Origin of the sequence: Rathayibacter sp. AY1C4, assembly GCF_002932195.1 — a bacterium.
In the GTDB taxonomy this organism is placed as follows: domain Bacteria; phylum Actinomycetota; class Actinomycetes; order Actinomycetales; family Microbacteriaceae; genus Rathayibacter.
The window spans coordinates 30,505-53,927 of the sequence record NZ_PSWE01000017.1; the positions used below are offsets into that span (position 1 = coordinate 30,505).

Genomic DNA, 23,423 nt, shown 5'->3' on the forward strand with positions numbered 1-23,423 from the left:
AGCTGTCAACCCTCCCCGCCCCGGCCATCCGCTCGCAGGGACGTCCTCGAACATCGAGTGACGCCGATCGTCGGCGCCGGAAGGAGCACTCGCCATGGCCGAGATCACCGCCCACCACGGACTCTTCAAGGACACGGACCTGCACGTCGACGACACCGGCGGATCGGGCCGCCCCGTGGTCCTCATCCACGGCTGGCCCCTCTCGGGCGAGTCGTGGAAGGAGCAGGTCCCCGCGTTCGCCGAGGCCGGCTACCGCGTCGTCACCTACGACCGCCGCGGCTTCGGGCGCAGCGACAAGCCACTCACCGGCTACAGCTACGACACGCTCACCGAGGACCTGCACACCCTCCTCACCGAGCTCGACCTGCAGGACGTCACCCTGGTCGGCTTCTCGATGGGCGGCGGCGAGGTCGCCCGCTACTTCACGAAGTACGGCGCCGATCGCCTGCACAGCGTCGTCTTCGCCTCGGCCGTCCCGCCGTACCTGATGAAGACGGACGACAACCCGGACGGCCCGCTCGAGAAGGCGCAGGCCGCGCAGATGACCGCGGGCCTCACGAAGAGCGAGGACGACTTCTACGACCAGTTCACCACCGACTTCTTCTCGGTCGACGGCGAGCTGAAGGTGACGGAGGAGCAGCGCCAGGAGGCGATCGCTCTGGCGAAGCAGTCGGCCAAGCACGCGGCCCTCGCCTGCATGACGGCGTTCGCGACCACCGACTTCCGCGAGGACCTGCCCAACGTGTCGGTGCCCGCGCTCGTCATCCACGGCGACGGCGACGGCACCGTCCCGTTCGAGGGCTCCGGCGCCCGCACGCACGCGGCGATCCCCGGCTCCGAGCTGCACGTCGTCCACGGCGCCCCGCACGGAGTGACCGTGAGCCACCCGGAGGAGTGGAACCGCGTCGTCCTGGAGTTCCTCGCGAAGTAGCGGCGGCACTCCCGCATGCTGGTCGAGCAGCCCCGCAGGGGCGTATCGAGATCCGCTGCACACAAGCGGATCTCGATACGCGCGCTGCGCGCGCTGCTCGATCAGCGTGAGCGGCCTCTGCCGGTCGAGCAGCCCAGGAGGGGCGTCGGGGCACGGCGAGGTCCGGCGAACGGCCTGCCCAGGTCCGGCGGTAGGAGCGCGTCAGCCGAGGATCGTGTCCACGAGCCGGGTCGTCCGATCGATGAACGCGTCTCGATGCTCTCCTCCGGGGCTCCAGAACGCATCGCCGTGCAGCGTGCGGAAGGAGTTCGCCTCGTAGAGCGCCCGAGCGGCCGATCGCCCCGCCTCGGGGTCGGCGGTCGGGAGCACCTGCGCCACCCGGTCCGCGAAGCGGCGGGACTCCTGGGCGCCCCGCTCGAGCAGCGCGCGATCGCTCGACGAGGCGACCATCACCGCACGGAGGAAGGCCCGGTGCCTGTCGAAGACCGCGGTGACGGCGTCCACGACAGCACGAGCGGATCCGTCGACGGCTCGCAGCCGCTCGTCCTCCGACCGCGCCACGCCCGTCATGCCGTGCTCGTAGACGGCGTGGAACAGGCCGCTCGATCCAGTGGCGCAACGGCACGCTCGCCGAGGGTCCGATCGCGCTCTGCGAGGTGCAGGCCTACGCCCACGAGGCCATGGCAGGCGGAGCGGCGCTGCTCGAGCACCTCGGCCGTGACGGCTCGGAGTGGCGCGAGGCGGCGTCGACGCTGAAGGCGCGCTTCGCGGAGGCGTTCTGGATCGACGACGCCGACGGCGGCTACCCGGCGATCGCGCTCGACGCGGCCGGGCGCCCGGTCGACACGATCACCAGCAACCTCGGCCACCTCCTCGGCACCGGCATCCTCTCCCCCGAGCACGCCGCCCGGGTCGCCGAGCTGCTGGTCTCCCCCGGGCTCGACTCGGGCTTCGGCCTGCGCACCCTGGACACCGGCTCGGGCGGCTACTGGCCGCTGTCGTACCACGGCGGCTCCGTCTGGGCCCACGACACCGCGATCGCCGTCACCGGGCTCGCCCGGGAGGGCTTCGGGGCGGAGGCGACGACCCTCTCGCGCGGACTGATCGCCGCGGCCGAGGGCTTCGGCTACCGGATGCCCGAGCTGCACTCGGGCGACCCCGCCGCCGAGGTGCACGCGCCGGTGCCGTACCCGGCGGCCTGCCGACCGCAGGCCTGGTCGGCGGCCGCCTCCGTCGCCGTGCTGTCGGCGGCGCTGGGGCTCGCTCCCGGAGGCGACACCCTGGTCGTCGCGCCGCTCTCGCCCGCGCTCGCCGGGCCGATCCGCGTGGACGGGATCCGCTACCGCGGCTCCGTGGTGCCGGTGGACTGGGACGGCAGGATCTGAGGCGCCGCGCCGCTCAGGGCGGACCGGCTCAGATCAGGCCGGCTCAGGGCAGGCGCGCTCAGGGCAGGCGCGCCACGACCGCGCGCGCGATGCGCCGGCCCGAGCGGTTCGCCCCGATGGTCGAGGCCGTCGGGCCGTAGCCGGCGAAGAAGACGCGCTGATCCGTCAGCGAGGCTCCGTCGGCGACCGCGATGCCGCCCTCGCGCTCGCGCAGCCCGAGCGGAGCGAGGTGGCGCAGCTCCGGCCGGAAGCCCGTCGCCCAGATGATCGCGTCGGCGCGCGTGAAGGAGCCGTCCGGCCAGCGCACGCCCTCCTCCTCGATCGACGAGAACATCCCCCGCTCGTGCAGGAGCCCGCGCTCGATCCCGGCGACCACCCGGCGGGTGCGCTGCACGCCCGTGCCGCCGACGATGCTCGGGAGGGGCAGCCCGGCGCGGGCGGCGCGGTCCTGCTCGGCCACCGCCTCCACCGCCGACTCCATCGCCAGCTGCTCGCCGTCGTGGTAGACCACCGGTCGCCGCGTCGCCCACGTCAGTGAGCGCGCCACCCGCTCGAGCTCCAGCAGGAAGCCGATCGCCGAGGTGCCGCCGCCGACCACGAGCACCTGCTTCCCGGCGAAGTCCTCGGCGCGGACGTACTCGGTCGGGTCGATCTGCACGCCGCGGAAGCGGTCGCGCCCGGGGTAGTGCGGTACGAAGGGCGATCCCCAGGTGCCGGTCGCGTTGACGAGCAGGCTCGCGCGCTCGACCGCGCGGTCGGACTCGACGACGAGCGGCGACCCCGTGTCGTGCGGCGTCGCACTCGTGACGCGCCGCACCGACTCCGGACGGCGGATCTCGAGACCGAGCTCCTCCTCGTAGCGCCCGTAGTACTCGCGGACCACGTCCCGTGCCGGTCGCCGGTGATCGGCCGTGCGGAACGACAGCCCCATCCGCTCCATGCCCGGGAGATCGTGCACGCGGTGCGCGGAGCCGAGCCGCAGGGCCTCCCAGCGGAACTGCCAGGCCCCGCCGGGCTCCGGACCGCGGTCGAGGACGATCAGGTCGCGCCCGGGGACGAGGCCGAGACGGCGCAGGTAGTAGGCCACGGACAGACCCGCCTGGCCCGCGCCGATCACCACGACGGGACGCGGTGGGGCGACGCTGTCCACGGTACTCCTGACGCGGTCGAGGATGGGCGGCCGTCCGGCAGATCGAGGCCCGGGGTGGCGTGTCCCCCGTCTGCTAAACTACCGCGTAGATTTCAACTTTCCCTGTCTGCTCTTTTCCCCAGCCGGCTCACTGCCCGTCTGGCCTGTCATCGTGAGGGGGTCACCCATGGGGCGCGGCCGTCAGAAGGCGAAGAACACCAAGATCGCCCGTGAGCTGAAGTCGTTCAGCCCGGCGGTCGATTACAGCGCGCTCGAGCGCGAGCTCAGCCACCCGGACGAGCCGGACTACTCGAAGTGGATCGACGCCGAGGACGACGGCGACGACACGGACCTCGTCGAGGAGCCGCACCAGAAGCGTGCGTGACTCCTCCCGTGAATCGGGGCCGCTCCCTCGGGGCGGCCCCGTTTCGCGTGCGGACGGGGATCCGGCGGGTGAGGGACCCGACCTGGAGCGCGGGTCGCTCGGCTGAGCACGTTCTCCCGCTTTCCGCCACTGAGTGCAGAATGTCGGTGCCCCCTGGGACACTGACCGAATGAGCACTTCCCCGTCCGCACGGCTGCCCGTGTGGCAGTCGGAGCGTCGCGGGAACGACCTCGACGAGGCGCGCGACTTCTACGCCGGCTCGTACAACGGCTCCGGCTTCCGGGCCGAACGCTCGGTCGTGCCGTTCGCGTTCCGCTACACGACGACCGGGCCCGGGCCCGTCAGCCTCCACTCCGCCTCCTTCCTGGGCCGGGTGCGCGGCACGGTGGCCCCGAGCGACGTCTACGTCGCCCTCTGGCTGACCGCCGGGCGCGCCTCCCTCGATCTGGGGCGCGACGAGCACCGCCTCGTCGTCGGCCGCCCGGCCATGTTCCCGAGCGGCCGGCCCTTCGGCTTCGAGGCCCTCGAGTACCGCGACGCGCTCGTGCACTTCGAGGCCGCCCACCTCGAGGCGATCGCCGCGGAGCTGCACGGCACCGAGCCCGGCCCGCTGCGGTTCGCCCCTGTGGCGCGCGACACGACCGCCTGGTGGGCGGCGATCCGGCTCCTGCGCGACACCCTCGCCTCCGCGCACACGCCCACCGTGCTGCAGCGCGACGGCGTCGCCCGCATCGCCGCGCTCGCCGCCCTGCAGACCTTCGCCCACCGCATCGCCCCGCTGCCGGCCGTGCCGCCCTCGGTCAGCGCGCGGCGCCTCCGCCGGGCCGTGGAGTTCGTGCAGGCCAACGCCGATCTGCCCCTCGGAGTGGCCGACATCGCCGACGCAGCGGGGCTCACGGTCCGCGGCGTGCAGCTGGCGTTCCAGCGCGCCTTCGGCGAGACCCCGCGGCACTACCTGCGCGACGTCCGCCTCGAGCGCGCGCACGAGGAGCTCGTGTCCGGGTCGGCCGGCTCACTGGTGGTCGGCGACGTCGCCGCACGCTGGGGGTTCATCAGCGGCGGCCGCTTCGCCCAGCACTACGCGACGCGGTTCGGCGAGCTCCCGAGCGAGACCCTCCGGCGCTAGTCCCGCCGATCCCCGACGGCGGTTCCGCCGAGGGGCGTTCGGGCGTACTGTCCGAGGACCGCCCGCTGCCCCGCGGGCCGCGTCGATGGAGCCGCGAATGTTCGAACCCGGAGGATCCGCGCGGCCTGTCGCGCGGGTCGGCTACGTCACCGCCGCCCTGCTGGTCGGCGCGATCCTGGTGGGCGGCGCGGTCGGCGCCGCCGTCGCCCTGGTCCTCTACCTGCCCGGCGTCCTCGCCGCCGACGGCCCGCCCGGGCTGGTGAGCTTCGGCCTGCTCATGGGAGCGGCCTCCGGCGCGGGCATCGGAGTCGTCGGAGGCGCGGGAGCGGTCGCCGGCATGGTCGCGGTGCGCGTCGCGAGCCGCCGCGACGGCCCGTTCGTGCTCGGCACCAGCGCGGGCGCCGGCCTCGGCGTGCTGGTCGCCTGTGCGAACCTGCTCGTCAGCCGCGACGCCCCGACCTGGGCGACCGCCCTGCTCGCCACCGCGGCCGCCTGCGCGCTCTGCGCTGCGGGCTCGTGGCTGCTGACCCGGCACGAGCACTCCTGGGAGCGCGCGCACGCCGCACCGCGCTGATCCGCGGCACCTCCGGGGATCAGCCCGCGTAGGACCCGACCAGGCGGACCGCTCCGCCGTCGACGCCCTTCGCGCCCTGCTCGAAGCCCTCGAAACCGCGCGCGGCCGTCGAGACGCGGCCCGCGACCCACGACGGGACGCCCGAGCGCTCGAGGCGCGCGATCACGCCGTCGGCCGCCTCCGCCGCGACGACGGCGAACATGCCGATGCCGAGGTTCCAGGTGCCCTCGGTGCTCTCGAGCGTCGCGCCGGACATCCCGGCGAGCGCGCGGAACACGTCGGACGGGCTCCAGCTCGCCCGCTCGACCTCGACCCAGGAGCTGCGCGGCAGCACCCGGGCGAGGTTCGCCGCGATCCCGCCGCCGGTGACGTGGCTGATGGAGTGGACGGCCGGGCCGAGCTCGGCGTCGTCGAGCAGGTCGAGGAGGGGCCGGGTGTAGAGGCGGGTCGGCTCCAGCAGCACCTCGCCGACCACGCCGCCCAGCTCCTCGGAGCGGTCGGTGAAGCCGATGCCGCGCTCGGCGAGGATGTGGCGCACGAGCGAGTAGCCGTTCGAGTGCAGTCCGGAGGAGGCCATCGCCACCACGACGTCGCCGTCGCGCACGCGGTCGGCGCCGCGCACCTGGTCGGCCTCGATCGCGCCGACCGCCGCGCCCGCCACGTCGTAGTCGTCGGGTCCGAGCAGGCCCGGGTGCTCGGCCGTCTCGCCCCCGACGAGCGCGGTGCCCGTCTCGGAGCAGGCGCGCGCGATGCCGGCGACGATGTCGGCGATGCGAGCCGGGACGACCTTGCCGCACGCGATGTAGTCGGTCATGAAGAAGGGGCGGGCGCCGACCACGACGATGTCGTCGACGACCATGCCGACGAGGTCCTGCCCGATGGTGTCGTGCTTGTCGATCGCCTGGGCGAGCGCGACCTTGGTGCCGACGCCGTCGGTCGAGGTCGCGAGGAGGGGGGCTCGGAAGTCGCGGAGGAAGGAGACGTCGTAGAGGCCCGCGAAGCCGCCGACCCCGCCGAGGACCCGGCTGTCGTGCGTCGCCGACACCGCCGACTTCATCAGCTCGACGGCGAGGTCCCCCGCCGCCGTGTCGACTCCTGCGCGGGCGTAGCTGCTCGTCTCATCACTCACGCGACGACCCTACCGACTGCCCTCTCCCGCCGCGGCGCGGATCCGGGTCCGCCGCACCGGCGGCTCCCGCTCCGCGCCCTCGGTCACGCGTCCCAGGCGACGTAGTGCAGCTCGGCGCGGTCGCGGCTGCGGTGGAGGTCGAGGTAGGACCGGGCGATGACCTCGGCCGCCGCGTCCGGGTGGCCGCCGTCGATGAGCGCGGTGATCGCCACGTGGGCGGCGTAGACGCCCCGGGGCTCGAGCGCGGAGTGGAGGTTGAGGACCCAGTTCCGCAGGCCCGCGGCGGCGATGTTGATGTTCGCCAGCGCCGCGTGCGGGGAGACGGAGCCGCCGCCGGTGGTGACGAGGATCGTCCCGCTGCCGGCGGCGATCATGTCCGGAACCACCTCGCCGACGGCGCGGAGCGCGCCGCCGAGGTAGAAGTCGATCTGCGGCTGCAGGTTCTCGGGCGTGACGTCCAGGACGCCGACCGGGGTGAGAGCGGAGTCGGCGGGGGAGAACTCGAGGACGTCGATCGGACCGAGGTCGGCACGGATCGCCCGCAGCGCGGCGGTCAGGGTCTCGGGCTGCGCGATGTCGGCGGCGAACCCCGTCGCCTCGATGCCCTCCTCGGCGAGGCGGGCGGCCAGGCCGTCCAGCTTCTCCTGGTTCCGCGAGACGAGGGCGACGGTGAAGCCGGCCCGGCCGAAGACGCGGGCGATCTCGAGGCCGAGGCCGGGGCCCGCGCCGATGACGGTGAGAAGTGGCATGGGAGGTCCTGTCGTCGTGCGCACCGGGGCGCGATGAGCGGGGCTGCTAAGTTGAGGTCAGCCTCAAGACTCATTGGACCATCACTTGAGTGGCGCCTCAAGATCATCGGGAGGATCGCATGGATGAGCAGAAGGTCCTGCGCCGGGACGCGCAGCGGAACGTCGAGAAGCTGCACGCCGCCGCCCTCGAGGTCTTCGGCTCCCGCGGCCTGGCCGCGCCCCTCGAGGACATCGCCCGTCACGCCGGCGTGAGCATCGGCACCCTCTACAACCGCGTCGGCTCCCGTGAGGAGCTCATCGACGCCGTCATCCCGGCCGTCGCCGGCGAGAAGCTGAAGGGCCTGACCGAGCGCGCTCTCGCCGAGCGGTCCTCCCGCGGACGCCTGGAGCGCTTCGTCTCCGGGATGATCGACCTCCAGCTGGAGGACCCCGCCCTCAACGACGCGATGCTGCGCCGCTTCCCCGACGCGGTCGCCCTCATCGACGCCTGCGACCGCTCGATCGAGCTCGGCCGGGATCTCGTCGAGGCCGCCCACCGCGACGGATCCCTCTCCCCCGACTTCACCCACGACGACCTGATGGCCCTGCTCTGGATGGCGGGCACGACCAGCCGCGAGTCCGCGGCTCCGCAGGGCTGGCGCCGCGTCCTGGACCGCAGCCTCGCCGGAGCCTGGACGGCTCCGAGCAGCTGAGCGGCCGCGCGGCTCCCCGACCGACCGCCCGGCCGATCCGCCGGTCGACGCCGCCCTGAGCACCCCCGCGACCACGGATCCGCCCACGGCGAACCATTAGGGGATGAGTCCCCCGCGTGCCAGGATGGACCGTCAAACCCCCCTGCTATCCCCTTGGGAGCCCCTCCGGCATGTGCGGAATCGTTGGGATCGTGTCCTCCGGACCGGTCAACCAGTCCATCTACGACAGCCTCTCCCTCCTGCAGCACCGCGGCCAGGACTCGACCGGCATCGCGACCGCCGACGGCAGCACCCTGCACATCAAGAAGGCCGCGGGACAGGTCCGCGAGGCGTTCCGCACCCGCGACATGCGCTCGCTGCTCGGATCCATGGGCCTCGGCCACGTGCGCTACGCGACGAAGGGCAACGCCGAGCGCGAGGAGGAGGCCCAGCCGTTCTACGTGAACGCGCCGTACGGCATCATCCTCGTTCACAACGGCAACCTCACGAACACGCGCGAGCTCACCGAGGAGCTCTTCCGCATCGACCGCCGCCACCTCAACACCACCTCCGACACGGAGCTGCTGGTCAACGTGCTGGCGAACGAGCTGCAGGCCTCGATGTCGGGCCGCGACCTCGACGCCGACGAGGTGTTCGACGCCGTCGCCCGCGTGCACGAGCGCGTCGAGGGCTCCTACGCCACCATCGCGCTGATCGCCGGCGTCGGGCTGCTGGCGTTCCGCGACCCCTTCGGCATCCGCCCGCTCATCGTCGGCCGCCGCAGCAACACCGGCGCGCCGGACGACTGGGTCGTCGCCTCCGAGTCGCTCGTGCTCGAGGCGCAGGGCTTCGAGATCGTCCGCGACGTCGCTCCCGGCGAGGCGGTCTTCATCACCCCCGACGGCCGGATGGCCAGCCGCCAGTGCGCGAAGGATCCGCGACTCATCCCGTGCTCGTTCGAGTACGTCTACCTCGCCCGCCCCGACTCCGTGATGTCCGGCATCTCGGTCTACGAGGCGCGCCTGCGCCTGGGCGACCGGCTCGCCGGCACCATCGCGCAGTACACCCCGGGCGGAGCGATCGACGTCGTCATGCCGATCCCCGACTCCTCCCGCCCCGCCGCGATGCAGGTCGCGCAGAAGCTCGGGATCGAGTACCGCGAGGGCTTCTACAAGAACCGCTACGTCGGCCGGACGTTCATCATGCCCGGGCAGGCGGTCCGCAAGAAGTCGGTGCGTCAGAAGCTCAACGCGATGTCGAGCGAGTTCAAGGGCAAGAACGTCCTGATCGTCGACGACTCGATCGTCCGCGGCACCACCTCCAAGGAGATCGTCGACATGGCCCGCGCGGCCGGCGCGAACACGGTCACCTTCGCGTCCGCCGCGCCTCCCGTGCGCTACCCGCACGTGTACGGGATCAACATGCCCTCGCGCCAGGAGCTCGTGGCCCACAACCGCCGCATCCCCGAGATCTCGGAGGCGATCGGCGCCGACCAGCTGATCTACCAGGAGGTCGCCGACATGAAGGCGGCGATCCTCGAGGGCTCGGACGTCACCGACCTCGAGACCAGCTGCTTCACCGGCGAGTACGTCACGGGCACCGTCACCCCGGAGTACCTCGACTGGGTGGAGCGCACGCAGCTGAGCTGAGCTCTGCACAGCGCCGGGCGCGGCGCAACGGGTGCCGCGGATCCGTGCGCCGCTCCATGATCGGAGGGTGCGCGGCCCCGCGCGCATGCACCCGAGGAGTCCCCGTGATCTACCGAATCCTGCCGTTCCTGCTCACCTTCGTGGCCAAGAAGATCTCGAAGTCGCAGAAGGCCAAGCGCGCCGCCGCCAAGCGCCCGACGTCCACCCCGAGCAGCAGCCGCCGCTCCTCGTCGCGCCGGGGACGCTGACGCCGCGGTCCCGTCCGCGAGCGCGAGCCGCGGGCGGGACACTCAGCGCAGGGCGGAGTGCCGCGGCCGCAATGCGGCCCGCCTCCGCCGGCTAGACCCGGTCGGACCCCGTCTGCGCGTCGTCCTCGTCGGACGTCGTCCGCGCGTCGGGCAGGGCCTCCTCGGCCACGGGCTCCTCGGCCGCGTCCTCGCGCTCGACGATCCGCTCGGCGGTGGTCCGGACGACCTTCCGGCCGACGACCCGGTCGAGCAGCACCACGACGAGCCCCGCGAGAGCGCCGAACAGCGTCACGAAGAGCAGCAGGCTGAAGCCGAAGACCTGCCCGCGGGAGAAGCCCTGAGTCTCGGGCAGCGCGAAGGTCAGCACGAAGGCCGCGATCGCTCCGAGCCCGACGCCGAGGGTCAGGATGCGCCAGACGCGCGGGGAGCGGCGGACGTCGACCTCTTCGCGGGTGACCTCGGGGCGGGCGGGATCGCTCATGCCTCCATTCTCCCCCGCGCGGGCGAGGGCACGGCACCGTGATCGCTCAGAGCGCGTGCACGAGCCGGCCCGCCTGCGCGCGCAGCTCGCGGACGACGGTGCGGACCGAGAGCCGCTCCGCCCGGTCCGGCCGCATCAGCGCGACGATGTGCCGCACGGAGTTCACCCCGCGGAGCGGCTTCACCACCACTCCCGCGCCGCCCGCCGTGTAGCGCGGGAGCACCGCGATGCCCAGGCCCGCCGCGACGAACGCCTCCGTCACGCGGGTCGACGCGAAGCGCTGCTCCACCCGCACCGCCTCGCCGGACGCGGTCTCGATGTCCTGCATCACGCGCTCGAACGGGAACCCGTCCGGGACGCCGATCCAGGTCTCGCCGACCAGATCCGCCGCCGACACCGTCGCCCGGTCCGCGAGGCGGTGCCCGGCCGGCAGGCCGATGTCGAGGGGCTCGATCATCAGCTCCGCCATCGCGAGGCCGCGACCGGCCCAGGCGCTTCTGCCGGTGGGCGAGTGGGCGAGCACGATGTCGAAGTCGGCGGTCAGGTCGGCGAACTCGTCGGTGCCGGGGTCCGCGTCCTCGCACTGCACGACGAGTCCCTCGACGCTGCGGAGCGCGACCAGCGCGTTCGGGAGGAGCATCTGGCCCGCGGTGGGGAAGGTCGCGATGGTGACCTCGCCGATCGGGTTGTTCTTGAACGTCTGCCAGACGGCGTCGGCCCGCTCGAGCGCGATCGCGATCTCGGTGGCGCTCCGGGCGAGCTCGCGTCCCGCCGCCGTGAGCACCACGCCGCGGCCGGAGCGCTCGATCAGCGGCACGCCGGCCTCGCGCTCGAGCACCTTGAGCTGCTGCGAGACCGCGGAGGGCGTGCGGTGCGTCGCCTCCGCCACGGCCGTGATCGAGCGGCGCATCGAGAGCTCGCGGAGCAGTTCCAGCCGTCGCACGTCCATGTAGAGAAACTACACGTCAGGGCAAGAACAGTTCGATTGTCCTACGGAACACAAGGCCGGACACTGGACGTTGTACACAGCATCCCGGCGGATGGATCAGAAGCCGCCGCAACGAAAGGCAGAACACTCATGAGCATCGCAATCCTCGTCGTCCTCAGTGGCCTCGCCGCATGGGGCACGGTGTCGACGGTGCTCGTCGCCAGCCGCGACGGCTACCGTCAGGTCCCCGCGCAGCACTGAGCCCCGCCGCTCCGCGACAGCACCTCATCGCGTTCCGACGCCGTCTCCCGACCGGGAGGCGGCGTTCTCGCGTCTCCGGGGGCTGGTGCCGCTCCTCGGGGAGCGCCTCCCCGCCGCGGCTCCCGGGGGTCGACCATCGGCTCGCCCCGCACACGACGACGGGCCCCCGACCGGAGTCGAGGGCCCGTCGTCGTGTGCGGTGCGGCTACTTCGCGGCGGTGCGGCGGCGCAAGCGCGCGACCGTCATGCCCAGACCGAGCAGCAGAGCGGCGATCCCGGCGGCGAACGCGGGGGTCGCGTCCACTCCGGTCTCGGCGAGGTGGTGCGAGCCGGCGACCGGAGCAGTGGTCGGCGTCGGCGCGGGGCCCGTGGTGGGCGGCGTGGTCGGCGCGGGCGTCGGCTCCGTGGTCGGTCCGGGAGTCGGGGTGCCCGCTCCGGCGCCGGCCGCGACGGCGAAGCCGACGCTGATCTCGGTGCCGGTGGTGTCGAGCGCGAACGTCGCGGTGTGCGCGCCGCCCGCCAGGCTCTCGTCGATCGGGACCGAGAACGAGGCGCGACCGGTCGAGTCGTCGGTGACGGCCCGGGTCGGGTCGATCGTCGCGGTGCCGACGACGGTGCCGTCGACGCTCGCGGTCACGGTGGTGTCGGCCGCGGCTCCGGTGCTGAACAGGAGCGAGGAGAGGTCGACGGTCATCGTGTCGCCGACCGCGTACTCGCCCGAGTCCGGGACGTTGTCGGTCAGGCCGATCGTGCGCTGCACGGGGTCGGGGCTGACGGTGCCGAGGTCCTGGATGTAGCCGACGAAGGCGTCCAGGTCGATGCGGCCGGAGTCGGCCGTGCCGGTGCCCTCGGTGAAGGTGCTGAAGCCGTCGCCGCCGCTCGCGAGGAAGCTGCTGGTCACGACGGTGAAGGTCGCGGCCGGGTCGATCGGCTCGTTCTGGAAGAACACCTGCGAGATGCGCGAGCCCTCCGGCGCCGTCGCGTCGAAGACGTAGGTGAGGTCCTTCGAGGTGGAGAGGTTCAGCTGCGGGTGGCTGGAGCTGCCCACCCACTGCTCCTCGAGCAGGTCGGAGATCTGCTCGCCGGTCAGCTGCAGGGTCACCAGGGTGTTCGCGAAGGGCTGGGCGTCGGAGGCCTCGGCGTAGGTGACCACGCCGTCCGCGTCGCCGGGCTGGTCCGGAGTCGCGGTGTAGGACAGGTCGTCGCGCAGGCCGCCCGCGTTGGAGAAGGCGATCTGCGTGCCGAGCTCACGGGTGGCCCACAGCTGGGCGTCCGAGACGAGGTTGCCGAGGGTCGACTCCGAGCCGCGGTTGGTCGTGGTGCCGTCCGGGCGGTAGGCGCGCGAGATGTCCTCGGTGATGGTGCCGACCTTCACGCTGCCCTCGCGGACGGCGACGGCCTGGGCGTCGGCGACGATGGTCTCGACCTCGGGGTCGGGCTCGAAGGCGCCGACGACGATCGTCTTGGCCGGGTCGTCGGAGGTCGGGTCGTCGACGACCTTCGTCAGCGGCACGACCTCGCTGGTGAGCGACGTGAGCTGCTTGGTCGCCGGGTCGACGGTCAGGGACATGCGGCCGATGTTCTCGGCGTAGCTGCCGGTCTGCGACACGACGGTCGGGAAGGCCCGGCCCGCGTCGATGCCCGCGTCGTACTCCTGGTGGCTGTGGCCCGAGACGATCGCGTCGACGTTCGGGGCGACCTCGTTGACGATCGCGCCGAACTTGGGGTCCGCCTCCGGAGTGTTCAGCTCGGCCGCGTCGGCGTCGGCTCCCTCGTGCAGGAGCAGGACGACCACGTCGGCCTCGTCGTTGGCGGCGTCGCCGTCCTGAAGCTGCGCGGCGACCTCGTTGACGTTCTCGGCGATCGGCTCGATGGAGAGCGTCGAGATCGTGGCGGGGCTGACGAGCTTGCCGAGGTCCTCGGTGATCGCGCCGATGAAGGCGACGGAGACGCCGTCCTGCTCGGTGATCACGTACGGGGAGTAGGCGCGCTCGCCGGTCGCGGTGTCGTAGAGGTTCGCGTTCACGTACGGGAACGCCGAAGCGTCCACGACGCGGCCGTCGACGTCGGCGCGGCCCTGGTCGAACTCGTGGTTGCCCAGCGTGCTGACGTCGAGGCCCATCGCGTTGAGCGAGTCGAGCGTGGGGATGTCGCCCTGCACCTTCGACACGAAGGTCGAGGCGCCGATGTTGTCGCCGGCCGAGACGAACAGCGTGTTCGGGTTGGCGGCGCGGTAGGAGTCGACGGCACCGGCGAGCACGGCGGCTCCGGCGACGGCGCGGTCGGCGGCGAGCCGCCCGTGGAAGTCGTTGATCGAGAGGATGTCGATGGCGACATCGCCCTCGGCCGCCGCGGCGGGCGTGGCGCCGAGGAGGGCCGCTCCGGCGACGGCGCCGACGGCGGTCGCGGAGAGGAGTCGGGTGAGGCCGCGTCGGCCCGGGGAAGTACTGCGCATCGTGAAGGGGACTCCAAGCATCGAGCGGTGGATCCGGAGAGGATTCGTGCCGCGTGAGGGGGTTATTCCCAGACAACCCGACGGCGGACCCCAGGTCAAACGATCCGACGACGGCTCGCCGCCGCGTTTACGAGAAGTTAACTCGCCGACGCTCAGCCGACGCGCAGGATGGGGAGGAACGGCGTGAGGTCCGCGCGCACTCCGGAGGCGTGGATCCGCCCGCTCGCGAGACCCTCGCTCCACGGCAGGGAGCCGGTCGCGAGCGGCAGCCAGGTCGCCGCGTCCATCTCGATCACGTTCGGCGGAGTCCCGCGGGTGTGGCCCGGTCCCTCGACGCACTGGGCCGCGCCGAACGGCGGAACGCGCACCTCGACGCTGCGTCCGGGGACGTTCGTCTCGATGATCTGCAGGAGGAACCGCACCGCCGTCGCCGTCGTGTTCCGGTCCGCTCCTCCGGCGAGCGCCGCCCGCACCGCGGACTGCCCGCTCGCCTCGTCGATCCTGCCCTTGGCCATGCATCCATCCTGCCGCCGCCGCTCGCTCCCGGAGGCCTCCCGCCGGCTCCGCCCGGCGTGTCGGCGTCCGCAGCGCCGCCCTGCGGAGGAGGACGTCACAGGGACCAGCCCCGGGGCGGGGCGCCCTATCCTGTCAGGGTGAAGATCCTCGTCCTCGGTTCGGGTGCCCGTGAGCACGCCATCATCACGGCTCTCCTCGCGGAGGAGGAGCACCACGAGATCATCGCGGCGCCCGGCAACGCCGGCATCGCGCGTGACGTCGAGGTCATCCACTTCGACACGAACAGCCCCCGGCTGGTCAGCGACTTCGCGGTGGAGCAGGGCATCGAGCTCGTCGTCATCGGCCCCGAGGCGCCCCTGGTCGCCGGAGTCGCCGACGCGCTCCGCAAGCGCCGCATCCCCACCTTCGGCCCCGACCGGGCCGCCGCCGCACTCGAGGGCTCGAAGACCTTCGCGAAGCGCGTGATGGACATGGCCCGCGTGCCCACCGGCCGCGCGACCCGCGTCTCCACCCTGGTCGACGCCACCCGCGCCATCGACGAGTACGGACTCCCCTCGGTCGTCAAGGCCGACGGCCTCGCCGCGGGCAAGGGCGTCCTGGTGACGGAGTCGCGCAGCGCCGCGATCGCGCACGCCGAGTTCTGGCTGCAGTCCGGCGACGTCCTCATCGAGGAGTTCCTCGCCGGCCAGGAGGTCTCCCTCTTCCTCCTCTCCGACGGCCACGACGTCGTCCCTCTCTCCCCCGCGCAGGACTTCAAGCGCCTGGGCGACGGCGACGAGGGGCCGAACACCGGCGGCATGGGCGCCTACTCCCCGCTCCCCTGGCTCGCCGACCGCTGGGAGAGCGAGCGCGCCTTCGTCGACGAGGTGATCGACACGGTCGCCATCCCGACCATCCGCCAGCTCGAGCGCGAGCGCACCCCCTTCGTCGGACTCCTCTACTGCGGCCTCATCGTGACCGACGCGGGCCTGCGCGTGATCGAGTTCAACGCCCGCTTCGGAGACCCCGAGACCCAGGTCGTACTCCCCCGCCTCGCCTCCCCGCTGTCCGCGCTGCTGCACGCGGCGGCCACCGGCGCGCTCGCCTCCGTCCCGTGGCCCGCGTTCACGGACGAGGTCGCCGTCACCGTCGTCCTCTCGAGCGAGGGCTACCCCGAGAACGCCGTCACCGGACGGACCATCACCGGACTCGACGCGGCGGCGGACGTCCCCGGCGTCACCATCGCCCACGCGGCGACCCAGCTGGTCGACGGGAGCTTCGTCGCCACCGGCGGCCGCGTGCTCAACGTCGTCGCGCGCGGCGCCGACTTCGCCGAGGCGCGGGAGCGGGCGTACCGCGCGCTCGACCTGATCCACCTCGACGGCGGGCTGTATCGGAGCGACATCGCGGCGAAGGTCGCGCAGTAGCGCGACCTCCGACGTGATGTCGGCCACGCCGCTCCCCGCGCGGCGTGGCGCGGTCGACTCAGAGACCGGCCGGGTACTCGGAGAGCGGGGCGCGGTCGGCGCGTCCAGAACGCTCGGCACGCGTTCCGGTCGACGCCTCGAGGGTGGCCGGGGTGGGGTGGATCCGCGCTCGGACTCGGACCTCCGCGACACGGGCTCGCGGCGGAGGTCGGTCGCCTCGCGGGGGGCGGGTCAGGCCAGGGTGCGGAGGGCCTCGGCGAGGTGGGGGTGCGCGAAGGTGAAGCCGGCGTCCTCGAGGCGGGCGGGCACGACCCAGCGGGACTTGAGCAGGAGCTCGGACTCGGTGCGGAGCAGGAGCGTCGCGGGCTCGAGGACGAAGCGCGGGGCCGGGACGCCGATCCGGCGGCCCACGGCGGCGCGGAGCAGCCGGGAGAGCTCGGTGTTGTCGCTCGGATTCGGCGACGCGAGGTTCACCGGCCCGTCGAGGGTCGACTCCTCGAGGAAGCGGATCGACCGGTGGACGTCCTCCACGTGGATCCAGCTGAAGTGCTGACGGCCGCGGGTGCGCCGGTGCTCGTGGTGCACGCCGGCCTCGCGGCGCGCGCGCGTCGAGGGCCACGGCCCGTCGAACTGCGGACCGCCGAGCCCGAGCCGCGCCAGCCGCAGCAGGATCGCCGTCGCCGGACCGTCTCCGAGCACGATGGACATCCGCAGCGCCACGCGCCGCACGCCGGGCGTCTCCCCGGCGAAGAACTCCGACTCCCACGCCCGCGCCACGTCGACCGAGAAGCCCTCGCCGAGCACGCCCTCGTCCTCGGTGTTCGCCCGCTCCTCCTCGTGCCGGTAGATCGTGGCCGTGCTCGCGTTCATCCAGACCGGAGGAGGAGTCGCGGCCGCCGCGACCGCGCGGTGCAGCTCCGCGGTGGTCGCCACGCGCGAGCGGAGGATCTCGGCGCGGTTCGCCGCGGTGTACCGGCAGTCGACGCTCTTGCCGGCCAGGTTCACCAGGAGGCGCGCACCGTCGAGGACCCGGGTGATGCCGGCGGTGTCGCCCCAGCGCGCGTCCGGCCCGGAGCGGCCGATCCTCCGCACCGTCCAGCCGTCTGCCGTGAAGCGGCGGGTGAGGTCCGTCCCGAGGAATCCGCTCGCACCGGCGAGGACGACGACGGGGTCAGCGGTGCTGCTCATCGCCCCATCGTGCCGCACGGCGCCGGAGTCACGGGGAGGACTCGTCGCAGGCGCGCTGCCGGGACGCGGAGTGGGTGGAGGCGGGCCTCGATCAGCCGCCGAGCGACCCCGCACCGCGGAGGAGACGCGCCGCGGCGAGCGCCCCGGCCAGCCGCTCGGCGAACCCCGGCGGCACCTCGGCGGGCAGCGCGTCGACCGGCCACCAGGCCACGTCGTCGCTCTCGTCGCTGACGCTCACCGGAGCGTCAGGATCGGCGATCGCACCGTAGCCCACGTCCCAGTGGCGGGAGCAGCGGCCGAAGCCGTCGCCGAGCGCGTGCCGGTCGAGGTCGAGGGGCAGGACGCCGAGCGGCTGCAGCCGTGCCGCTCCGCTCTCCTCCTGCGCCTCGCGGAGGGCCGCGTCGGCCGTGGAGTCGTCACCGGGCTCGACATGACCGCCGAGCTGCACCCAGAACCGGCCCTTGCGGTGGAAGCAGAGCAGCACCTGCGCCAGATTCGGCGAGAGCACGAAGCAGCTCGCCGTGACGTGCTCGGGGCCGCCGTCGCGCTCGAGCGCCGACTCGCCGCGCTGCTCGAGGAACGCCAGGTACTCGTCCCGCAGGTCCGCGAGCGCGCCCGCGTCCCACTCCCGCAGCTCGCCCGCCAGCCGCGTCCCTCGCTCCCCCGTCACGCGAAGGACCCTACCTCCCCTCCGGGAGCTGCCCCTCCGGTGCGCTGCACGGCTTGCGTGGCGTACCGGAGCGGCGTCTCGCGGAGAGAGGAGGGACGGGAGCGTCAGACGGAGAGGCCGGAGAGGCCCTCGCGGTCGACGCGGCGGTGGAAGCGCATGCCGGCGAGACCGCCGAGCACGGCGCCGACCAGCGCGACGACCAGGGCGGCGAGCGCCGTCACGACCGCCGCGGCCGTGGCGTCGCCGGCGTCGAGCGGGATCGTCGGGAAGCCGCTCACCGCGGAGAGCGCCTGGCTGCCGCCGGTGATCGCCGAGACGATGCCCACGACGATCGCGACGACGACCGCCCAGGCCCACACTCCGACGCCCTGCTTCGCTCCGCTGAAGCGGGCCATGCGGCCTGCCACGTAGCCGCCGCAGTAGTAGGCGACGAGGAGGATGACCAGCAGTGCGATCGCGCCCGCCCAGCCGAACGCGGCGGGGTCGGCCGCGAGGTCGCCGGTGACGTCCTGGGTGCCGATGACGGCGGCCCCGATCGCGGTGACGAGGGCGGTCAGGAGGACGGCGAGTCCGGTGGCGGCGAGCCAGCCGAAGAAGGCGCAGCCGATCTTGAAGCCGCCGAAGCGGTCGCGCTCGCGCTGGTGGATGTCCTTGCGCGCAGCCGCACGGGCCTGCTTCGCCTCGGCGGAGTCGGGGTCGACGGGCCCGCGGTGCTCGGGAGCCGAGTGGGCCGAGTCGGATCGGTCCGTCGAAGCGGAGCGGTCCGTCGAGGCGGAACGGTCCGAGGAGGCGGAGCGGTCCGGAGTCGCGGAGCGGTCCGTCGAGGCGGAACGGTCCGAGGAGGCGGAGCGGTCCGGAGTCGCGGAGCGGTCCGTCGCCGCAGCCGCTCCCGTGTCCCCCGCCGAGTCGATGCGCGCCGTGCCGCCCGCCGCCGAGCCCTCTGCGCGTCGCGGCAGTCCGCCGTCAGCCGGATCCCTGTCTGTCGTGCTCATGTCGAACCTCCTGGCCGAGCGCCCCGAAGAAGGGCGACACGCTCAGTCAAGACCCAGGGAGCCCTCGGTGTCGCGGGCTTGACGACACGACGGAGCGGTCCGGGCGTCAACCCCCTGCGCCCCCTCCCTCCCACCCGCTTGCATGGAGGCACCGACCGACGACACGAGAGGGAGAGTCATGACTCCGGAATCCCCCGAGCAGACACCGCCCGGCACCGAGGCCGAGCTGACGCCGAAGGCCGACCACGGCGAGACCAGCTACCGCGGCACCGGCCGCCTCAGCGGCAAGGTCGCCCTCATCACGGGCGGCGACAGCGGCATCGGCAAGGCCGTCGCGATCGCGTTCGCGCGCGAGGGCGCCGACGTGGCGATCTCGTACCTCGACGAGCACGACGACGCCGAGGACACCGCGACGTGGGTCCGGGAGGCCGGCCGCGAGGCGCTGCTCCTCCCCGGCGACCTGCAGGACCCGGCGCACTGCCGCGCCGTCGTCACCGAGACCGTCGAGCGCTTCGGCCACCTCGAGGTGCTCGTCAGCAACGCCGCCTTCCAGATGAGCCGCGAGAGCGTCACCGACATCCCGGACGAGGAGTGGGACCGCACGATCGCGACGAACATCAGCGCCTACTTCCACCTCGTGAAGTCGGCGCTGCCCCACCTGAAGGAGGGCGCATCGATCATCGCGACGAGCTCGGTGCAGTCCGACCAGCCGTCGTACCAGCTGCTCCCCTACGCCGCCACGAAGTCGGCGATCCTCAGCCTCACCGCCTCGTTCGCGCAGGCGCTCGGCGAGAAGGGCATCCGCGCCAATTCCGTCGCGCCCGGCCCGATCTGGACGCCGCTCATCCCCTCGACCATGCCGGAGGAGGCCGTCGCCGAGTTCGGCGAGCAGGTCCCGCTGGGCCGCCCCGGGCAGCCGGCCGAGGTGGCCCCCGCCTACGTCCTCCTCGCCTCCGACGAGGCGAGCTACATCAGCGGGTCGACGATCGCCGTCACCGGCGGGAAGCCGATCCTCTGATCACGCTCCAGGGCACCGCTCACCCGCAGGATTCCGCGATAGGTTCCTGCGGGTGAGTGTCCACATCCGCAGCATCGAGACGGCGGTGCCGACCACGGTCCTGCGCCAGTCCGAGGTGCGCGACCTCTTCGCGTCCCAGCCCGCGATGACCCGGCTCGGGTCCCGCCTGATCGGCGCGGCCTTCGACGCGTCCGGGATCGACACCCGCAGCACGGTGGTCGACGAGCTCGACCGGGTCGAGCGCGAGGGTGCGAGCGTCTTCTACGACGCGGGGAGCGGCCTGGTGCTCGACCCGGGGACGGCCGCGCGCAACGCCGTCTACACCGAGCGCGCTCCCGAGCTCTTCACGGAGGCGGCCCGCCGCGCCCTCTCGTCCGCGTCGATGACCCCCGAGGACGTCACCCACGTGGTGACGGTCTCCTGCACCGGCTTCTACGCCCCGGGGCCCGACTACCAGCTGGTCCGCCGCCTCGGCCTCGCGCCCTCGACGCAGCGCTTCCACCTCGGCTTCATGGGCTGCTACGGCGCCTTCCCCGGTCTGCGCGCCGCCCGCCAGTTCTGCGAGGCCGACCCGGAGGCGGTCGTCCTCGTCGTCGCGGTCGAGCTGTGCACCATCCACCTCACGAGCTCCAACGACCCGGAGCAGATCGTCGCGACCTCCGTCTTCGCCGACGGCGGTGCGGCGGCCGTCGTCACCGCCCGCGAGGCCGCGCCCGGCACCCCGGTGCTCGAGCTCGACGCGCTCGCCACGACGCTCACCGACGAGGGCGAGACCGAGATGGCGTGGACGATCGGCGACCACGGCTTCTCGATGCGGCTGAGCACCTACGTGCCCTCGATCATCGGAGCGAACATCGAGGCGGCCGTCGCCCCGCTGCTGGCCGGCGCCGAGGTCGAGCGGAGCGACGTGCAGCGCTGGGCGATCCACCCCGGCGGCCGCAGCATCCTCGACAAGGTGCAGGCCTCGCTCGCCCTCAGCGACGAGCAGCTGGCCCCGTCGCGCGAGGTGCTGCGGACCAACGGCAACATGTCGAGCGCGACCGTCCTCTTCATCCTGCGGCGCCTGCTGCACGGCGAGGCGGCCGACGGCGAGCGGATCGGCGCGATGGCGTTCGGGCCCGGACTCACCGTCGAGCTCGCGCTGCTCACCAAGCGGGGCGGGGAGTGACTCCGCGCGCCCCTCTCGCGCCGGATCTGCGCCACCGCGAGGTCTCCGAGCAGGAGCTGATGGACGACCCGGACTGCGACCGGACCCTGCTCGATGCCACCTACGCCCGCTTCGGCACCGTGAACCGGCTGGTCTCGGGGTGGCGCGGCCTCTACCGCTCGCGCCTGCGTCCGCTGCTGCGGCCCGACGAGCCGTTCCGCCTGCTCGACATCGGATCGGGAGGCGGCGACGTCGCCCGGTCCCTCGCCGGCTGGGCCCACGAGGACGGCCTCCGCCTGGCGATCACCGCCGTCGATCCGGACGAGCGCGCCTCCGCGTTCGCCACGTCCACGCCCGCGCCGCCCGGAGTCGAGTTCCGCCGCGCGAGCAGCGCCGACCTGGTCGCCGAGGGCGAGCACTTCGACCTGGTGACCTCCAACCACGTGCTGCACCACCTGTCGCCGGAGTCGCTCGCCGACCTGCTCGCCGACAGTGAGCGCCTGGCCCCGCGCGCCCTCCACAACGACATCGAGCGCTCGCGGCTGGCCTACACGGCCTACCTGCTGGCCACACGACCGATCGCGGCCGGCTCGTTCCTCCACTACGACGGGTCGCTGTCGGTGCGGCGCAGCTTCACCGCCGCCGAGCTGCGCGCGGTGGCGCCCGAGGGGTGGGGGGTCGAGCGCGCGGCGCCCTACCGGCTGCTGCTCGCGCGGGGCGAGGTGTGAGGACGCGGCGGCGGGCGAGCGCTTCCGGTCCGCTCTGGCTGCGCGCCGCCGCTGTCAGCTACTCCGCCAACTGCGCCCTCGGCACCGCCGTCGCCACCGGCGCTCTCCGCACGGGCCGCTGGCACTGGATCCACCACGCGCTCTACATCTGCACGTCGACGCTCACCGCTCTGGCCTGGGCGACGCTGCGACGGTCGGACACCCGCGCCGCGTCCGCGCTGGCTCCCGCCGCCGTCCCGCTGGCGGTGATCCCCTTCGCGGGGACGCACGGACGTCGGCACCCGGCGATCGCGCTGGCGGCGGCTCCGTTCGTGCTCGCCGCTCTCGGGCGGACGCGGCGGCCGGCGCGGCGCCGAGGAGTGCTCCAGCGTCTCAGGGCCGGGTCAGCCCTGCGCTGACGCGCCCCGGCTTCTAGCGCGGGGGCTCGACGTCGCGGTCGGGGTCGGAGCGGTACGAGCGCAGCGCCTGCCAGCCGGCGATCGCGAGGATCAGTGCGCCGCAGAGCATCGTCAGCAGGTTCGGCACCGAGAAGCCGCTGCCCACGACCGAGTTGATGCCCGCGCCGAGCACGAACACACCTCCGAGAAGGTAGAAGATGACCCTCGTCTTCACCGTTCCACCGCTTCCCTCGAGCCTGCACAGGACCCTCGATGCTACCGCGCGCGCCCCTGGCCGCCGCCGCTCCCCCCTCTGCGCGATCGATCGGGGCAGGATCGAGGCATGGAGTTCCTCGATGTCGTCCGGCGCCGGAAGACCACCAACGGCGCGTTCCTGCCCGACCCCGTATCCGAGGAGCACCAGCGGCTCCTGATGGAGGTGGCCGGCCGGGCGCCCTCGCAGCTCAACAGCCAGCCGTGGCGGTTCGTGCTCGTCGAGGAGCGCGAGACGATCGACCGGATCGCCGCGATCAGCGGCGAGAGCATGACCACCGCGATGTCGAACGGCACGTTCTTCGAGCGGTACAAGCCCTACTTCCGCTTCAGCAGCGAGGAGATGGAGCAGCGGCGCGACGGGATGCTGTTCGACAAGCTGCCGGCTCCGCTCCGCCCCTTCACGAAGCAGGTCTTCACGAAGCGCGGGCAGTTCCTGATGAACTCCCTCCGCGTCCCGCAGACGCTCGGCGAGGAGAACCGCCGGCTCGTCGCGGGATCGCCGCTGCTGCTCGGGGTGATGCTCGACCGCTCCGAGTACCGGCCGGGCGAGCTCTCCTCCTTCTACTCGGTGTTCAGCATGGGCGCCGCGATGGAGAACGTCTGGCTGAGCACGGTCGAGCTGGGGATGGGGATCCAGTTCGTGTCGTTCCCGATGGAGGTGCCGGGAGCGTGGGCGCGGATCGAGTCGCTGCTCGCCGTGCCCGACGAGCTGGAGCTGATGGCGGTGTACCGGCTCGGCTACCTGCCTCCGGAGCAGCGGCGGCCGGCGATCGACTGGTCCTCGCACCAGCGGAAGCTTCCGTCGCACTACGTCTTCCGCGGCACCTGCGCGACTCCGCAGGAGGGGTGGGACGCGCCGGCCGGGCCGTGACGGGATCCTGAGCGGCGCGGCCGGCAGCCGGAGGTGCCCGCGCTCGCTCCCGGGCCGGCCCCGGCCGACGGGAGATCCGCGACGGAGCATCGACTCTCGCTACATGCGTCGGCTAACGTGGCGCCCAGCACGC

26 protein-coding genes are annotated in these 23,423 nt (G+C 73.1%); 14 read left to right on the plus strand and 12 right to left on the minus strand.

The window, feature by feature from the left end; translation table 11 throughout:
* Positions 1–94 precede the first annotated feature (94 nt).
* On the plus strand, positions 95–931 hold the full coding sequence (locus C5C99_RS10120) for an alpha/beta fold hydrolase (protein ID WP_104327896.1): 837 nt from the start codon (positions 95–97) through the stop codon (positions 929–931).
* A gap of 201 nt (positions 932–1,132) precedes the next feature.
* On the opposite strand, the gene C5C99_RS10125 is transcribed toward C5C99_RS10120, so the two are convergent.
* Complete coding sequence (locus C5C99_RS10125; RefSeq protein WP_104333886.1) at positions 1,133–1,501, minus strand: hypothetical protein; 369 nt, start codon at positions 1,499–1,501, stop codon at positions 1,133–1,135.
* Positions 1,502–1,587: 86 nt separating this feature from the next.
* On the opposite strand from C5C99_RS10125, the gene C5C99_RS10130 reads away from it, so the two are divergent.
* A complete protein-coding gene (locus C5C99_RS10130) occupies positions 1,588–2,316 on the plus strand; it encodes a hypothetical protein (protein WP_308471807.1) in 729 nt (242 codons plus the stop codon).
* Between the two features lie 58 nt (positions 2,317–2,374).
* On the opposite strand, the gene C5C99_RS10135 is transcribed toward C5C99_RS10130, so the two are convergent.
* Complete coding sequence (locus tag C5C99_RS10135; protein ID WP_104257889.1) at positions 2,375–3,466, minus strand: FAD-dependent oxidoreductase; 1,092 nt, start codon at positions 3,464–3,466, stop codon at positions 2,375–2,377.
* 166 nt (positions 3,467–3,632) lie between these two features.
* On the opposite strand from C5C99_RS10135, the gene C5C99_RS10140 reads away from it, so the two are divergent.
* From C5C99_RS10140 to C5C99_RS10150, 3 genes are all read left to right on the plus strand, one after another.
* Entirely contained in the window at positions 3,633–3,830 is a 198-nt protein-coding gene (locus C5C99_RS10140) for a DUF3073 domain-containing protein (protein ID WP_097167615.1), read from the plus strand.
* Between the two features lie 169 nt (positions 3,831–3,999).
* Positions 4,000–4,956, plus strand: a complete 957-nt coding sequence (locus C5C99_RS10145) for an AraC family transcriptional regulator (RefSeq protein WP_104288438.1) — start codon at positions 4,000–4,002, stop codon at positions 4,954–4,956.
* 97 nt (positions 4,957–5,053) lie between these two features.
* Positions 5,054–5,530, plus strand: coding sequence for a hypothetical protein (locus C5C99_RS10150; protein ID WP_104256048.1), 477 nt, complete (start codon positions 5,054–5,056; stop codon positions 5,528–5,530).
* 19 nt (positions 5,531–5,549) lie between these two features.
* On the opposite strand, the gene purM is transcribed toward C5C99_RS10150, so the two are convergent.
* Together purM and C5C99_RS10160 are read right to left on the minus strand one after the other, a co-directional pair.
* Positions 5,550–6,659 (minus strand): phosphoribosylformylglycinamidine cyclo-ligase, encoded by a 1,110-nt coding sequence (gene purM, locus C5C99_RS10155; RefSeq protein ID WP_104340040.1) that lies wholly within the window; start codon positions 6,657–6,659, stop codon positions 5,550–5,552.
* Between the two features lie 83 nt (positions 6,660–6,742).
* Positions 6,743–7,408, minus strand: coding sequence for an SDR family NAD(P)-dependent oxidoreductase (locus C5C99_RS10160; RefSeq protein WP_104256047.1), 666 nt, complete (start codon positions 7,406–7,408; stop codon positions 6,743–6,745).
* Positions 7,409–7,527: 119 nt separating this feature from the next.
* Between C5C99_RS10160 and C5C99_RS10165 the strand changes: the two genes are divergently transcribed.
* The 3 genes from C5C99_RS10165 (at position 7,528) to C5C99_RS17135 (ending at position 9,976) form a co-directional block, all read left to right on the plus strand.
* Entirely contained in the window at positions 7,528–8,100 is a 573-nt protein-coding gene (locus tag C5C99_RS10165; protein WP_104297496.1) for a TetR/AcrR family transcriptional regulator, read from the plus strand.
* 170 nt (positions 8,101–8,270) lie between these two features.
* On the plus strand, positions 8,271–9,728 hold the full coding sequence (gene purF / locus C5C99_RS10170) for an amidophosphoribosyltransferase (RefSeq protein WP_104247384.1): 1,458 nt from the start codon (positions 8,271–8,273) through the stop codon (positions 9,726–9,728).
* Positions 9,729–9,832: 104 nt separating this feature from the next.
* Positions 9,833–9,976: a hypothetical protein gene (locus C5C99_RS17135; RefSeq protein ID WP_159940146.1), complete on the plus strand. Its 144-nt coding sequence runs from the start codon at positions 9,833–9,835 to the stop codon at positions 9,974–9,976.
* A 91-nt stretch (positions 9,977–10,067) separates the two neighbouring features.
* Here the strand turns inward: C5C99_RS17135 and C5C99_RS10175 are convergent, their stop codons facing one another.
* The 4 genes from C5C99_RS10175 to C5C99_RS10190 all read right to left on the minus strand — a co-directional run bounded on the left by C5C99_RS10175 (position 10,068) and on the right by C5C99_RS10190 (position 14,616).
* Positions 10,068–10,457 (minus strand): hypothetical protein, encoded by a 390-nt coding sequence (locus C5C99_RS10175; RefSeq protein WP_104273201.1) that lies wholly within the window; start codon positions 10,455–10,457, stop codon positions 10,068–10,070.
* A 46-nt stretch (positions 10,458–10,503) separates the two neighbouring features.
* On the minus strand, positions 10,504–11,406 hold the full coding sequence (locus C5C99_RS10180; protein WP_104223768.1) for a LysR family transcriptional regulator: 903 nt from the start codon (positions 11,404–11,406) through the stop codon (positions 10,504–10,506).
* Between the two features lie 445 nt (positions 11,407–11,851).
* A complete protein-coding gene (locus tag C5C99_RS10185) occupies positions 11,852–14,101 on the minus strand; it encodes a bifunctional UDP-sugar hydrolase/5'-nucleotidase (protein WP_181074582.1) in 2,250 nt (749 codons plus the stop codon).
* Between the two features lie 152 nt (positions 14,102–14,253).
* Entirely contained in the window at positions 14,254–14,616 is a 363-nt protein-coding gene (locus C5C99_RS10190) for a sterol carrier family protein (protein WP_104223770.1), read from the minus strand.
* 138 nt (positions 14,617–14,754) lie between these two features.
* Between C5C99_RS10190 and purD the strand changes: the two genes are divergently transcribed.
* Entirely contained in the window at positions 14,755–16,023 is a 1,269-nt protein-coding gene (purD, locus tag C5C99_RS10195; RefSeq protein ID WP_104340042.1) for a phosphoribosylamine--glycine ligase, read from the plus strand.
* Positions 16,024–16,254: 231 nt separating this feature from the next.
* On the opposite strand, the gene C5C99_RS10200 is transcribed toward purD, so the two are convergent.
* The 3 genes from C5C99_RS10200 to C5C99_RS10210 form a co-directional block, all read right to left on the minus strand.
* Positions 16,255–17,211, minus strand: coding sequence for an epimerase (locus C5C99_RS10200; RefSeq protein ID WP_104269334.1), 957 nt, complete (start codon positions 17,209–17,211; stop codon positions 16,255–16,257).
* A 91-nt stretch (positions 17,212–17,302) separates the two neighbouring features.
* Positions 17,303–17,881, minus strand: coding sequence for an NUDIX hydrolase (locus tag C5C99_RS10205; protein WP_258063678.1), 579 nt, complete (start codon positions 17,879–17,881; stop codon positions 17,303–17,305).
* A 104-nt stretch (positions 17,882–17,985) separates the two neighbouring features.
* Entirely contained in the window at positions 17,986–18,873 is an 888-nt protein-coding gene (locus C5C99_RS10210) for a hypothetical protein (RefSeq protein WP_181074583.1), read from the minus strand.
* A 178-nt stretch (positions 18,874–19,051) separates the two neighbouring features.
* Between C5C99_RS10210 and C5C99_RS10215 the strand changes: the two genes are divergently transcribed.
* The 4 genes from C5C99_RS10215 to C5C99_RS10230 are packed head-to-tail and all read left to right on the plus strand — an operon-like array spanning position 19,052 to position 22,164.
* Positions 19,052–19,891 carry an SDR family oxidoreductase gene (locus tag C5C99_RS10215; protein ID WP_104247379.1) on the plus strand — a complete coding sequence of 280 codons (840 nt, stop codon included), beginning with the start codon at positions 19,052–19,054 and terminating at the stop codon, positions 19,889–19,891.
* 52 nt (positions 19,892–19,943) lie between these two features.
* Positions 19,944–21,059 (plus strand): type III polyketide synthase, encoded by a 1,116-nt coding sequence (locus C5C99_RS10220; RefSeq protein WP_104288444.1) that lies wholly within the window; start codon positions 19,944–19,946, stop codon positions 21,057–21,059.
* Positions 21,056–21,766, plus strand: a complete 711-nt coding sequence (locus tag C5C99_RS10225; RefSeq protein ID WP_258063679.1) for a class I SAM-dependent methyltransferase — start codon at positions 21,056–21,058, stop codon at positions 21,764–21,766. The genes C5C99_RS10220 and C5C99_RS10225 overlap by 4 nt, the downstream gene beginning before the upstream one ends.
* Positions 21,763–22,164, plus strand: a complete 402-nt coding sequence (locus tag C5C99_RS10230; RefSeq protein ID WP_104288445.1) for a hypothetical protein — start codon at positions 21,763–21,765, stop codon at positions 22,162–22,164. The genes C5C99_RS10225 and C5C99_RS10230 overlap by 4 nt, the downstream gene beginning before the upstream one ends.
* A 13-nt stretch (positions 22,165–22,177) precedes the next feature.
* Here the strand turns inward: C5C99_RS10230 and C5C99_RS10235 are convergent, their stop codons facing one another.
* Positions 22,178–22,378, minus strand: a complete 201-nt coding sequence (locus tag C5C99_RS10235) for a hypothetical protein (RefSeq protein WP_104223776.1) — start codon at positions 22,376–22,378, stop codon at positions 22,178–22,180.
* Positions 22,379–22,486: 108 nt separating this feature from the next.
* On the opposite strand from C5C99_RS10235, the gene C5C99_RS10240 reads away from it, so the two are divergent.
* The gene (locus C5C99_RS10240) at positions 22,487–23,290 is read left to right on the plus strand and encodes a nitroreductase family protein (protein ID WP_104340043.1); all 804 of its coding nucleotides are present in this window, start codon (positions 22,487–22,489) and stop codon (positions 23,288–23,290) included.
* Positions 23,291–23,423 lie beyond the last annotated feature (133 nt).

Coding starts and splice junctions, on each gene's coding strand:
- purF (WP_104247384.1), top strand. CDS start 8,271: ATGTGCGGAATCGTTGGGATCGTGTCCTCCGGACCGGTCAACCAGTCC.
- C5C99_RS10215 (WP_104247379.1), top strand. CDS start 19,052: ATGACTCCGGAATCCCCCGAGCAGACACCGCCCGGCACCGAGGCCGAG.
- C5C99_RS10175 (WP_104273201.1), bottom strand. CDS start 10,457: ATGAGCGATCCCGCCCGCCCCGAGGTCACCCGCGAAGAGGTCGACGTC.
- C5C99_RS10180 (WP_104223768.1), bottom strand. CDS start 11,406: ATGGACGTGCGACGGCTGGAACTGCTCCGCGAGCTCTCGATGCGCCGC.
- C5C99_RS10190 (WP_104223770.1), bottom strand. CDS start 14,616: ATGGCCAAGGGCAGGATCGACGAGGCGAGCGGGCAGTCCGCGGTGCGG.
- C5C99_RS10240 (WP_104340043.1), top strand. CDS start 22,487: ATGGAGTTCCTCGATGTCGTCCGGCGCCGGAAGACCACCAACGGCGCG.
- C5C99_RS10210 (WP_181074583.1), bottom strand. CDS start 18,873: ATGAGCACGACAGACAGGGATCCGGCTGACGGCGGACTGCCGCGACGC.
- C5C99_RS10185 (WP_181074582.1), bottom strand. CDS start 14,101: ATGCGCAGTACTTCCCCGGGCCGACGCGGCCTCACCCGACTCCTCTCC.
- C5C99_RS10165 (WP_104297496.1), top strand. CDS start 7,528: ATGGATGAGCAGAAGGTCCTGCGCCGGGACGCGCAGCGGAACGTCGAG.
- C5C99_RS10150 (WP_104256048.1), top strand. CDS start 5,054: ATGTTCGAACCCGGAGGATCCGCGCGGCCTGTCGCGCGGGTCGGCTAC.
- C5C99_RS10200 (WP_104269334.1), bottom strand. CDS start 17,211: ATGAGCAGCACCGCTGACCCCGTCGTCGTCCTCGCCGGTGCGAGCGGA.
- C5C99_RS10120 (WP_104327896.1), top strand. CDS start 95: ATGGCCGAGATCACCGCCCACCACGGACTCTTCAAGGACACGGACCTG.
- C5C99_RS10140 (WP_097167615.1), top strand. CDS start 3,633: ATGGGGCGCGGCCGTCAGAAGGCGAAGAACACCAAGATCGCCCGTGAG.
- C5C99_RS10125 (WP_104333886.1), bottom strand. CDS start 1,501: ATGACGGGCGTGGCGCGGTCGGAGGACGAGCGGCTGCGAGCCGTCGAC.
- C5C99_RS10145 (WP_104288438.1), top strand. CDS start 4,000: ATGAGCACTTCCCCGTCCGCACGGCTGCCCGTGTGGCAGTCGGAGCGT.
- C5C99_RS10160 (WP_104256047.1), bottom strand. CDS start 7,408: ATGCCACTTCTCACCGTCATCGGCGCGGGCCCCGGCCTCGGCCTCGAG.